General features: G+C 58.4%; 9 protein-coding genes. 7 read left to right on the forward strand and 2 right to left on the reverse strand.

Annotated elements, in window-relative coordinates; all coding sequences use genetic code 11:
- Window positions 1–6 precede the first annotated feature (6 nt).
- The 6 genes from D3Y59_RS15390 to D3Y59_RS15415 all read left to right on the forward strand — a co-directional run bounded on the left by D3Y59_RS15390 (window position 7) and on the right by D3Y59_RS15415 (window position 9,357).
- Window positions 7–1,788, forward strand: a complete 1,782-nt coding sequence (locus D3Y59_RS15390) for an AMP-dependent synthetase/ligase (protein WP_119445851.1) — start codon at window positions 7–9, stop codon at window positions 1,786–1,788.
- A gap of 128 nt (window positions 1,789–1,916) precedes the next feature.
- Window positions 1,917–2,756 carry a carboxypeptidase-like regulatory domain-containing protein gene (locus D3Y59_RS15395; RefSeq protein ID WP_119445852.1) on the forward strand — a complete coding sequence of 280 codons (840 nt, stop codon included), beginning with the start codon at window positions 1,917–1,919 and terminating at the stop codon, window positions 2,754–2,756.
- Between the two features lie 146 nt (window positions 2,757–2,902).
- Window positions 2,903–3,379 (forward strand): MarR family winged helix-turn-helix transcriptional regulator, encoded by a 477-nt coding sequence (locus tag D3Y59_RS15400; RefSeq protein WP_119446510.1) that lies wholly within the window; start codon window positions 2,903–2,905, stop codon window positions 3,377–3,379.
- A 65-nt stretch (window positions 3,380–3,444) separates the two neighbouring features.
- Window positions 3,445–5,853: a 3-hydroxyacyl-CoA dehydrogenase/enoyl-CoA hydratase family protein gene (locus D3Y59_RS15405; protein ID WP_119445853.1), complete on the forward strand. Its 2,409-nt coding sequence runs from the start codon at window positions 3,445–3,447 to the stop codon at window positions 5,851–5,853.
- Between the two features lie 200 nt (window positions 5,854–6,053).
- Window positions 6,054–7,232: a thiolase family protein gene (locus D3Y59_RS15410; RefSeq protein ID WP_119445854.1), complete on the forward strand. Its 1,179-nt coding sequence runs from the start codon at window positions 6,054–6,056 to the stop codon at window positions 7,230–7,232.
- Between the two features lie 337 nt (window positions 7,233–7,569).
- Window positions 7,570–9,357 (forward strand): acyl-CoA dehydrogenase family protein, encoded by a 1,788-nt coding sequence (locus D3Y59_RS15415; protein ID WP_119445855.1) that lies wholly within the window; start codon window positions 7,570–7,572, stop codon window positions 9,355–9,357.
- A 120-nt stretch (window positions 9,358–9,477) separates the two neighbouring features.
- Here the strand turns inward: D3Y59_RS15415 and D3Y59_RS15420 are convergent, their stop codons facing one another.
- Window positions 9,478–9,813, reverse strand: coding sequence for a hypothetical protein (locus D3Y59_RS15420; protein WP_119445856.1), 336 nt, complete (start codon window positions 9,811–9,813; stop codon window positions 9,478–9,480).
- Window positions 9,814–11,265, reverse strand: coding sequence for a hypothetical protein (locus tag D3Y59_RS15425; protein WP_162910828.1), 1,452 nt, complete (start codon window positions 11,263–11,265; stop codon window positions 9,814–9,816).
- 356 nt (window positions 11,266–11,621) lie between these two features.
- Here D3Y59_RS15425 and D3Y59_RS15430 point away from each other — a divergent pair, with 356 nt between their 5' ends.
- Window positions 11,622–11,834, forward strand: coding sequence for a hypothetical protein (locus D3Y59_RS15430; RefSeq protein WP_119445858.1), 213 nt, complete (start codon window positions 11,622–11,624; stop codon window positions 11,832–11,834).
- Window positions 11,835–11,877 lie beyond the last annotated feature (43 nt).

Here is an 11,877-nt window from a genome sequence, read left to right on the forward strand (position 1 = left end):
CTCCTTATGGACGTTCGCCGCACCTTCGATATTCTGCCTTATCAGCTACAAAACTTTCCGAAAGCTGATTGCCTTGCGGCCAAGCGCGCTGGCAACTGGCAGCCGTTCAGCACCCAACAGATTCTCGACAACGCCGAACGGGTAAGCTTTGGCCTGCGCAAACTAGGCGTGGGGAAAGACGACAAAGTGGCCATCATCTCGATGAACCGCCCCGAGTGGCTGATGACGGACTTCGGTATTTCGCAGCTCGGTGCCGTAACAGTGCCCATGTACCCCACCATCACGGTGGAGGATTACGCATATATTTTTGCCGATGCCGGTGTGAAAGCTGTTGTGGTATCCGACAAAGAGCTCTACGATAAAGTAAAGCAAGCCACGGCCGGCCTCGATATTTCCGACGATTGCATTTTTACCTTCGATCGGGTGCCCGGCGCACGCCACTTCGACGACCTGCTGGCCATGGGCCAGGGCGGCGACAAAGCCGAGCTGGAGCGCATGAAAGCCGCCGTACAACCCGACGACCTGCTGACGCTCATTTACACCTCGGGCACCACCGGCAAGCCCAAGGGCGTAATGCTCTCGCACGACAACATCCTGAGCAACTGCCGCAACGCGCAAGCCTCGGTGCCGGTAACCAAGGACGACAAAGCCCTGAGCTTCTTGCCGCTCTGCCATATTTTCGAGCGGATGGTTACCTACCTCTACATGATCAACGGCGTGAGCATTTACTACGCCGAGAGCATGGAAACCATTGCCGACAACCTGCGCGAGGTAAAGCCCAACATTTTTACCACGGTGCCGCGCCTGCTCGAAAAAGTGTACGACAAGATTGTGGCCAAAGGCTACGAGCTGGACGGCGTGAAGAAGAACCTGTTCTTCTGGGCGCTTAACCTAGGCTTGGACTTCGACACGCAGGAGGACAAAGGATTCTTCTACAACACCCAGCTGAAACTGGCGCGTAAGCTCATCTTCTCGAAGTGGCAGGAGGCCCTAGGTGGCAATATCCGCTGTATCGTTTCGGGGGGTGGGGCGTTGCAGCCGCGCCTGGCGCGGGTGTTCTGGGCGGCAGGCATCCGGGTGATGGAGGGCTACGGCCTAACGGAAACCTCGCCGGTAATTGCCGTGAACGGTTTCGAGCCCGAAAACAACAAGATTGGCTGCGTAGGGCCGCTCGTTGATAACACCGAAGTGAAGATTGCGCCCGACGGGGAGATCTTGACCAAGTCGGCCTCGGTGATGAAGGGCTACTACAACCGGCCGGATTTGACGGCGGAGGTGATTGACGCGGAGGGCTGGTTCCACACGGGCGACATCGGCGAGTTCGTCAACGGGCGCTTCCTCAAAATCACCGACCGCAAGAAGGAGATGTTCAAGACCTCGGGCGGCAAGTACGTGGCCCCGCAGGTCATCGAAAACAAGCTCAAGGAGTCCCCCCTCATCGAGCAGGCCATGGTCGTCGGCGACGGGCAGAAGTTCCCGGCCGTGCTGCTGGTACCGTCGTTCGACGAACTGAAGAAATGGTGCCAGCGCCACAACGTGGACTGCAACGGCTCAAACGAAGACATCATCCGCAACGAAAAGGTGTGCGCCATGTATCACGAGCTGGTGGGCAAGTACAACCAAGGCTTTGCGCAGTGGGAGCAAGTGAAGAAGGAAGTGCTGCTGCCCGCGCAATGGACGGTGGAAAGCGGCGAGCTGACGCCCACCATGAAGGTGAAGCGCAAGATCATTAGCAACAACTACAAGGACATTATCGACAGCCTCTATCAAGTAGAAGCTGTGCGGTAAGTGCCCACGCTGCCCGTTTGTATCACAACGGCCCGGTTGCCCTAGGTGGCAGCCGGGCCGTTGTTGCTCATGGCCGCAAGCGGGCTACCTTTAACCCTCCAAATCCACTTTCATTATCGCTTACTTACATGATTAACTCTTATTTGTCGCCGGTGACTTTGCTGCTAGGCGGCGCACTGCTGGCGGCGGGCTGTGGCAATAGCAAGCGCCAAGACCCTACGCCGCCAACCGTGGCCACAACTACCACGATTTCGGGCATGGTGCAAGCCGAAGACGAGCAGCTACAGCCGCTGGGCAAAGAAGGCGTGGCGGTAAGGCTCGAGGGCACCACAGTATCGACCGTTACCGATGCCAATGGCGCCTACCAACTTACTAATGTGCCATTGGGCCAGCACGTGCTTAGCCTGAGCCGTGCCGGCTTGGGCACCATGCGCTACGAGGCAAACATCAACGACCTGACTCCGCGTACCATGGCCCCGGTACTGCTGAGCGAGCAAAGCTCTACGCGCATCACCGACCTGAAGAGCGTGGCCAAAAGCCCCAACTCGCTGCCCGGCGAGGTAGTCGCCTACGAGTGCAGCGTGAGCTACAACGCGCAGCTCTACCCCGCGCCCACGCAGTACGCCATTATTGTGTACGTGGGCAAAACCGCCGACGTCAGCCATGCCAATTATCTGCAGGCGACGCAACTCAGCCAGAGCCAAAATGTTACCTCGCCGCCCACACCCGGCACTGGGCGCTTTCGGTTAGCTTTTTACGCCAATGAGTTGCAACAGCTTGGCTTCGCCTCGGGCGACAGGGTGTACGTGGCCGCATACGGCATGAACAAAGGTGCTGCCAGCGGCGGCATTGGCCGCGAGGCCACCTACTTTGTGCCGTACTCACGCAACTCCTCCACAGGGCAAATTCAGCGCGTGGTGGCCAACGTTAACCCCAATGCCGTGCGGGCAAATTTTGTGTTGCCCTAGGTGCCCTGCGGCGCCTACCTTAGGGCAGGCCGGCTTCGGGCAACGAGGCCGGCCTGCCCAACTTTTTTATGGCAAACTAGTATGCTTGCATAACAAAATTATTTGTACGTTTACCCAGGCTCAGGTGCATGCCGGCCGCCGCTTACATGAAACCCGAGGAAACCGTAGACTATAATATAAAAGTGGCGTGGCACGCCATTTCGCGCATGTACAATGTGCAGGCGGCCAAACACGACATCACCACAAGCATCGGCTTCGTGCTCCTGAACATCGATCAGGAACAAGGCACGCCGGCCACCAAAATTGCGCCGCTGCTGGGCCTCGAAACCCGCTCGCTTACGCGCATTCTGCGCTCGATGGAGGAGAAGGGCCTCATCTACAAACAGGCCGATCAGCAGGACAAACGCTCGGTGCGCATTTTCCTTACGGAGGAAGGCTTGCGCAAGAAAGAGGTGTCGCGGCAAACGGTGCGGCAGTTCAACCAGAAGATTCGGGAGAAAGTACCCACCGATCAGCTGGAGGTGTTTTTCCGCGTGGTGGGTCAGATCAATGGCCTGATCGACAGCAAAAGCATTTTCGAGGGCTTTAAGGTGAGGCCCCTCAAAACCGATAAAAAAGCTTAACCGCGGCGCCTAGGTGGCGGCGGTCCGTGCTCAACCATTCACTCATTCACGCATTCCCTGAAAGAATGAATCGTACCATCAAGAAAGTAGCCGTACTGGGCTCCGGTGTGATGGGCTCGCGCATTGCGGCCCACTTCGCCAACATCGGCGTGCAAGTGCTGCTGCTCGACATCGCCCCGAAGGAGCTGACGCCCGACGAGGAGAAGAAAGGCCTCACGCTCGACTCGCCGCTGGTGCGCAACCGCATCGTGAACAGCTCGCTGGAAGCCGCCGTGAAGGCCAGCCCCTCGCCGCTGTACCGCAAAGCCGACGTGAGCCGCATCAAAACCGGCAACTTCGACGACAACCTCAAGGAAATTGCCACCTGCGACTGGACGATTGAGGTAGTGGTAGAGCGCCTCGACATCAAGAAGAGCCTGTTCGACCGCGTGGAGCAGTTCCGCAAGCCCGGCACGCTTATTACCTCAAATACCTCGGGCATTCCGATTCACTTGATGACGGAAGGCCGCTCCGACGATTTCAAGCGGCACTTCTGCGGTACGCACTTCTTCAACCCGCCCCGCTACCTGAAGCTGCTCGAAATCATCCCGACGCCGAACACGGACCAGTCGGTGGTGGATTTCCTGATGCACTACGGCGACCTGTACCTGGGCAAAACCACCGTATTGGCCAAAGACACCCCGGCATTTATCGCCAACCGCGTGGGCGTATTCGCCATCATGGACGTGCTGCAGGTAATGCAGAAGCTCGGCCTGACGGTGGAGGAAGTAGATAAGCTGACCGGTCCGGTTATCGGCCACGCCAAGTCGGCCACCTTCCGCACCTCCGACGTGGTGGGTTTGGATACGCTCATTAACGTAGCCAACGGCCTGGCCCAAAACCTGCCCAACGACGAAGCCCGCGACGCGTTCCAGCTGCCCGAGTTTCTGCGGAAAATGGGCGAGAACAAGTGGCTCGGCGACAAAACCGGCCAGGGCTTCTACAAGAAGGTAAAAGGCGAAGGCGGCAAGTCGGAAATTCAGGCCCTTGACCTAGGCACGCTGGAGTACAAGCCCAGCGCCAAGGTGAAGTTTGCGACCCTCGAAGCCACCAAACCCATCGAAAAGCTGGCCGACCGCTTTAAGGTGCTGGCCGCGGGCAAGGACAAAGCGGGCGAGTTCTACCGCCAGTCGTTTGCCGGGCTGTTCGCCTACGTGTCGAACCGCATTCCGGAAATCACCGACGCGCTGTACAAAATCGACGACGCCCTGCGCGCCGGCTTCGGCTGGGAAATGGGTCCGTTCGAAACCTGGGATGCCCTAGGTGTGCAGGCCGGCGTGGAGCTGGTAAAGACCAACGGCAAGCAGCTCGCCCCGTGGGTAGAGGAAATGCTGGCCGCCGGTAACACTACTTTTTACAAGGTGGACGCCGCGGGCGTGAAGCAGTACTACGATGCCGAAACGAAAAGTTACAAGGCCATTCCGGGCGTCGAGAACTTCATCATCCTCGACAACCTGCGCGCTTCGGGCAAGGTACTGTGGAAGAACTCCGGTGCTTCTGTAATCGACCTCGGCGACGGCATCCTGAACGTGGAGTTCCACTCCAAGATGAACACCCTGGGCACCGACGTGATTCAGGGCTTGCTGAAGGGCGTGGACATGGCCGAGCAGGGCTACCGCGGCCTTGTGGTGGGCAACGATGCCGCTAACTTCTCGGCGGGTGCCAACCTGGGCCTGGTGTACATGTACGCCCTGGAGCAGGACTACGACGAGATTAACATGATGATTGCCCAGTTTCAGCAGGCCATGATGCGGATGCGCTACAGCAGCATCCCCGTAGTGGGCGTGCCGCACGGCCTCACGCTGGGCGGCGGCTGCGAGCTGAACCTGCACGCCGATAAGGTGGTAGCAGCGGCCGAAACCTACATGGGCCTGGTGGAATTTGGCGTAGGCCTGATTCCGGCCGGTGGTGGCACCAAGGAAATGGTGTTGCGCACGGCCGCCAAGTACGAAGAAGGCGAGCCGGAGCTGAACCTACTGCGCAACACCTTCGTGACCATCTCCATGGCCAAGGTGTCCACGTCGGCCCAGGAGGCTTTCGACCTAGGCTTTATGCGCCGCGGCGACGAGGTGGTGGTAAACAGCAACCGCGCCATCATGGCGGCCAAGCAGGCAGCTATTGATCTGGCCGATGCGGGCTACACCATGCCCACGCAGAAAACCAACATCAAGGTGCACGGCAAAAACGCCCTGGGCATGTTCCTAACAGGCGTGCACGCCATGAAGGAAGGCCGCTACATCTCGGCTCACGACCAGAAGATTGCCGAAAAGTTGGCCTACGTGATGTGCGGCGGCGACCTAAGCGCCCACACCGAAGTAAGCGAGCAATACCTGCTGGACCTGGAGCGCGAAGCCTTCCTGAGCCTCACCGGCGAGCGGAAAACCTTGGAGCGCATCCAGAGCATCCTCACCACCGGCAAACCGCTGCGCAACTAAACTAATAGCTAAGAACTAGTTCCCCTCCTCAGATGAGGAGGGGCTAGGGGTGGTTGACTGACCGTTGAACCATTACAACGATTACTAGAGCTAGCCCCTAATTTCTAGCTTTTCAACCACCCCTGGCCCCTCCTCATCTGAGGAGGGGGACTGGAACTAGCATTAGCCTAACCTCTACCTTCTTTCAAGACTCAATCAACATGGAAGCATATATCGTAGCTGGTTACCGCACGGCCGTGGGCAAAGCGCCCCGCGGTGGTTTCCGCTTCACCCGCCCCGACGACCTGGCCGCCGAGGTAATCAAGCACCTGATGGCCTCGGTGCCGGCCCTCGACCCAACCCGCGTCGATGACGTGCTGGTGGGCAACGCCGTACCCGAAGCCGAGCAGGGCTTGCAAATGGGCCGCCTGATTTCGCTGCTGGCCCTGCCCATCAACGTGCCGGGCCTCATCGTGAACCGCTACTGCGGCTCGGGCGTGGAAACCATTGCCATGGCCGTGGGCAAAATCAAGGCCGGCATGGCCGACTGCATTATTGCGGGCGGTACCGAAAGCATGAGCCTGGTGCCCACCGTGGGCTGGAAGACTGTGCCGAACTACGGCCTCGCCCAGAAGCACCCCGACTACTACCTCGGCATGGGCCTCACGGCCGAAGCCGTAGCGCAGGATTACAAAATCACGCGCGAGGAGCAGGACGAGTTCAGCTACAACTCGCACCAGAAAGCCATCCGCGCCATCAAGGAAGGCCGCTTCAAGGATCAAATTGTGCCGATTACGGTTGAGGAAACCTACCTCGACCAAGCTTCGGGCAAAAAGAAGAAGCGCACCTACGTGGTGGATACCGACGAAGGCCCCCGCGCCGACACCTCGGTAGAAGCCCTAGGTCGTTTGCGGCCGGTGTTTGCCCAGAACGGCACCGTTACGGCCGGCAACTCCTCGCAGACTTCCGACGGTGCTGCTTTCGTCATCGTGATGTCGGAGCGCATGGTGAAGGAGCTGAACCTGGAACCGGTAGCCCGCATGGTGAACTACGCCGCCGAAGGCGTTGACCCGCGCATCATGGGTATGGGCCCCATCAAGGCCGTGCCAAAAGCCCTGAAGCAAGCCGGCATGAAGCTCGACGACATCGACCTGTTCGAACTGAACGAGGCCTTTGCTTCGCAGTCGATTGCAGTAGTGCGCGAGCTAGGCATCAACCCCGAGAAGCTGAACGTGAACGGCGGCGCCATTGCCCTAGGTCACCCGCTGGGCTGTTCGGGCGCCAAGCTCAGCATTCAGCTGTTCGACGAGCTGCGCCGCACCGGCAAGAAGTACGGCATGGTAACCGCCTGCGTAGGCGGCGGCCAGGGCGTAGCCGGCATCTACGAGCTGCTGAAGTAGCACGACTGTAGCGCGGACTTTGTAGTCCGAGTTTGCTAGAACGAAGTCGTTGGGGCGATACCGCAGGGACCCAGTAGTTCTGGCTAACGCGGGCTGAAGCCCGCGCTACAGCTCAAGTTTAAAAAGCCGCTGAGTTTCAGAACCGAAGCACGAATTTGCTGGTTTTGTTTTAGGTAACAGACAGAAAGCCCGGTCCTTCCGGGTTTTCTTTACCCAAAGTAGTCGGCACGCATAACATTTTTTACTACCTTTCGGTACAAGCACCAGCCGGCCCTTGTCGGCTCGAAATAGTCGGCAAGCCTAACAGTTCAGACATCCCCTCAACATTCCCACGGCCATGGAAGTAACCCAGCAAACCACCAAGGGCGGCGAGTTCATCATCAAGGAAACCGAAGCCCAATCCGTATTCACGCCTGCCGACTTTTCGGAGGAGCAGCGCATGATGTACCAGACTTGCCTTGACTTCGTAGTAAACGAAGTGCACCCGCTGCTCGACCGCCTCGACAACCACGAGGAAGGGCTGATGGAGAACCTGATGCGCAAGGCTGGCGAGCTGGGCCTGTTTGGCGTGAGCATTCCGGCGGAGTACGGCGGCTACGACATGGACTTCAATACCTCGCTGCTTGTAACCGAGGGCGTGGGCGGTGGCCACTCGTTCCCGGTTGCCTTCGCGGCCCACACCGGCATTGGCATGCTGCCCATCCTGTACTTTGGTACCGAGGAGCAGAAAGCCAAGTACATTCCGGACCTCACCAACGGCACCAAGTTCGCGGCGTACTGCCTGACCGAGCCCGGCTCCGGCTCCGACGCCCTAGGTGCTAAAACCAAGGCCGTGCTGACGGAGGATGGCAGCGGCTACGTGCTGAACGGCCAGAAGATGTGGATTACCAACGCCGGCTTTGCCGACGTGTTCATCGTCTTCGCCCAAGTGGATGGCGACAAGTTCACGGGCTTCATTGTGGAGCGCGGTACGCCCGGCCTCACTTTCGGCAACGAAGAGCACAAGATGGGCATCAAAGGCTCGTCTACGCGCCAGGTATTCCTGTCCGACTGCGTGGTGCCGAAGGAGAACATCTTGGGTGAGATTGGCAAAGGCCACCTCATCGCCTTCAACATCCTGAACATCGGCCGCATTAAGCTGGCGGCGGCTTGCCTAGGTGCTTCCAAGCGCGTAGCGGGCCTGAGCGTGAAGTACGCCAACGAGCGTCAGCAGTTTAAACTGCCGATTGCCAAGTTCGGCGCAATTCGTCAGAAGATTGCCCAGCAGGCCATCCGCATCTACGCTGTGGAGTCGGCTATTTACCGTGCGGGCATGGACATCTACCGCAAAGAGCAAGAGATGGCAGGCCAGGGCCAATCGGCCAACGAAGCCCTGCTGGGTGCCGCCCGCGAGTTTGCCGTGGAGTGCGCTATTCTGAAAGTTGAAGGCTCGGAAGTACTCGACTACGTGGTAGATGAAGGCGTGCAGATCTACGGTGGTTACGGCTTCTCGGCCGACTACCCCATGGACCGCGCTTACCGCGACTCGCGCATCAACCGCCTGTTCGAGGGCACCAACGAAATCAACCGCATGCTGGCCGTCGACATGATCCTGAAGAAGGCCATGAAAGGCGAGTTGGACCTGATGGGCCCGGCCATGGCTGTGCAGCAGGAGCTGATGGCTATTCCGGACTTTGGCGGCGAAGAAGAAACCGGCCTGTTCAGCAAAGAATACAAGACCATCAAGAACCTGAAAAAGGCCATCCTGATGGTAGCTGGCACGGCCGTTCAGAAGTATATGAACTCGCTCGCCAAGGAGCAGGAAGTGCTGATGAACATTGCCGACATGGCCATTAAGGTGTACACCGCCGAAAGCACGCTGCTGCGCGTGGAGAAGGAAGTGAGCCTGAAAGGCGAAGACGCCCTAGGTCCGCAGATCGACATTGCTCGCGTGTACCTGGCCGACACCGTGGACCTGGTAAACAAATCGGGCAAAGACGCCATTGCCGCCATGACCGAGGGCGACGAGCAGCGCCTGCTGGCGCTGGGCCTGAAGCGCTTCACCAAGGCTGAGCTGTTCAACACCAAGGAGGCCCGCCGTCGCATTGCCGCGCCGCTGATCGAGGCCAACGACTACGTGTACTAAACAGCACACAAGCATCCCTGCCGCGGGGAAACGGCAGGGGTATTTCCCGATGGGGGAAAACTGAAAAACCGCCGCTCCGGCTTGGAGCGGCGGTTTTTTGTTGAAGGCTGCGCAAGCGCCCTAGGTGCTGTGGTCGTCGTGGCCAATGGCCAGCAAACCGGTGTTGGCTGCCGAGGCGTTCAGCAGCAGCAGAAACAAGCGCTGCTCAGGCGTATCGGCCAACGGAGTGGCGGGCGTAAGCTGCGGATACCGGTGCAGCAGTAATTGCAGCTTCATATTCACGATGCCATTGCTCCAACGGAAATCCTGCCAATGGTCTAATCGTTTCTCGATAATACGCTGGTTTTGCAGGTCCGTGAAGTCGTCGGCCGATAACTGGCCGGCTTTGGGCAGTTCGGCCAGCCGAGCCGGACTGGGCCTAAGTGCGTCATCTTCCAGCAAGTAAAAATCGAGCATCTACTTCAGCACAATTTTGTTGAGCTGCAGGGCGGCCGATTTTTTGTTGGGGCGCGTTACCACTACCATGGTTTTGTCGTCGAGCCAAGCGGTAAAGTCCTTCACGTAGGCCAGTTGCTGGTCGTTGGCTACGTTTAGCCCCAGGGCCTTCGGGGCTGAAACCACGCCCGTAGCGGCGGTTACTTTGCGCCCGAACAGGTCGGACTTGTTCTGCAGCTTTTCCATCGTTACAATGCTCACTTCGTTGCCGATGGTGGTGGCGCGGTAGCCAATGCCGGTAAAGCTCTCCGCGGCCGGGGCTACCTGGTGCTTGGCCACGATCTTCTGCCATGTGGGCGACTGAAACTCGTTGTAGCCGAACAGGTGCAGCTCGCGGGCGTGTACCGGCGCGTTTTCGCCTTCTTCGGCTTTCTTCTCGGCTACTACCACTACGTTTTGGTCGTCGGTGCGCAGCACATCCGAAATGTACACGTCGTCGAGTCGCTTGGCCGAGCCACCGGTGGCTTTGTTTACCGCGGCCAGGTACTCAGGCGTAAACTTAAATTCCGGCGCAAACTTCATGTCGGTGTTGGCGAAATCGAACTTCACCAGCTTCAGGCTGTAGTAGTCGCCCGAATTGTAGTCGGCACAAATAGCAGCACCGTAGAGCGTTTTGCCATCGAGCAGGCGCCACTGCGTATCGCGCACCGTTACTTTTTTGCCGCTAAACGTGCCACCTACGGCTACCGACATCACTTTTACCTCGGGCTCGGCATCGGCGTAGCGGCGTACCGTCAGCTTCTGATTGTTATCGCTGATCAGGGCCACGTACTGCGTGCCGTCGTTGGCCACATACACGGTAGGGGAGAAAAACGAACCTAGGGCCGCAAAGTCGTAGCTGCGGTCCTTCAGCTTATTCAGCTGGCGGTCGTAGTGCACGGCGTTCAGGGCCTTAATCTGCTCTTCGCGCGTTACGTAGCGGAAGGCTACCAGCTGCGTGCCATCGGGCGAGATGCTGATGCCAGGGCGCCGTTCGCGCGGGCCGCCTTCGGCTACCTTTTTAGACGGCAGTTTCTGGCCCGTTTTTAAGTCGATGGGCTGTACCAGCAGGTGTTGGCCGGTTTCATCCTTGTGGTGCAACACCACCAAAGCCTGCTGATCGTTGCGGGCAAAAGCCTCGAGGCTCTCGCCGGCGGCAACCGGAACCGCTGCCGACCACACTTTCTTCAAGTCGGCGTCGTAGCGCTCCACGGCGTACTCCGAGGCCGAGCGGTGGCTCAGGATGATAAAATCTTTGCTACCGGCTACGGGCAAGGTTTTCACGTGCACGCGCTGGTTGTAGGGGTCTTCGGTGTGCTCGGGCACGTAGGCAAACGGCGTGGAGCGCACGCGCTGCGCTTCGGCCGCGGGCGCTTGCAGGCACAAGCCAGCCGCCAAGAGCGCAACCGATAAGTGGAGAAAAGAAAAACGCACGGAATTAATTGGTTTAAAGAGGCTTGTAAGCAAGGCTAAAAAAACTTTCAACTCAAAGGTATCATTCTGCGCGCCGCCTCCGTACACGCCCCCGCTACCTAACGGTAGAAATCAGTTGTTCACGTTTTCTTAACCCGTTTTTTGTCACCCGTGGCTCATCTAAACGTTTGAGCCACCTAGGATTACCCGCCAACAAAGCGTAAATTTGCGACCCAATACCGCACTATCAGTCGGCCAAACTGATTGACGCATTTAAGCTTATCAGTGGGATCCTGCCAGCCAAGCCAACCGGGCTTGGCCAACGTTTAGGCCCAAATTTTGTAGGGGCCTGCTCCCTCCACCTGTCGATTGCTCACATGAAATCTTTTTTACAATTCGTAGTTCTGCTAGCCCTGGTTATTTTAGGTAAGCTTGTTAAGGAGCAAGCCAGCACATCGGTTGCTGCGGCGCCCCAGCCCACTTACCAACCCGTAAACTCGTTGCACGCCTTTTTTGCCCGGCAGGTAAGTTACTCCGAGGTGCAGAACGGCAACGCCCCCGTTCGAGCGACTACCGTCTCGATGAACTAACATCGCAAAACGGCTCCCGTAGCCGTTTTTTTATGCCCGTACT

Source organism: Hymenobacter oligotrophus, from assembly GCF_003574965.1.
GTDB lineage: Bacteria > Bacteroidota > Bacteroidia > Cytophagales > Hymenobacteraceae > Solirubrum > Solirubrum oligotrophum.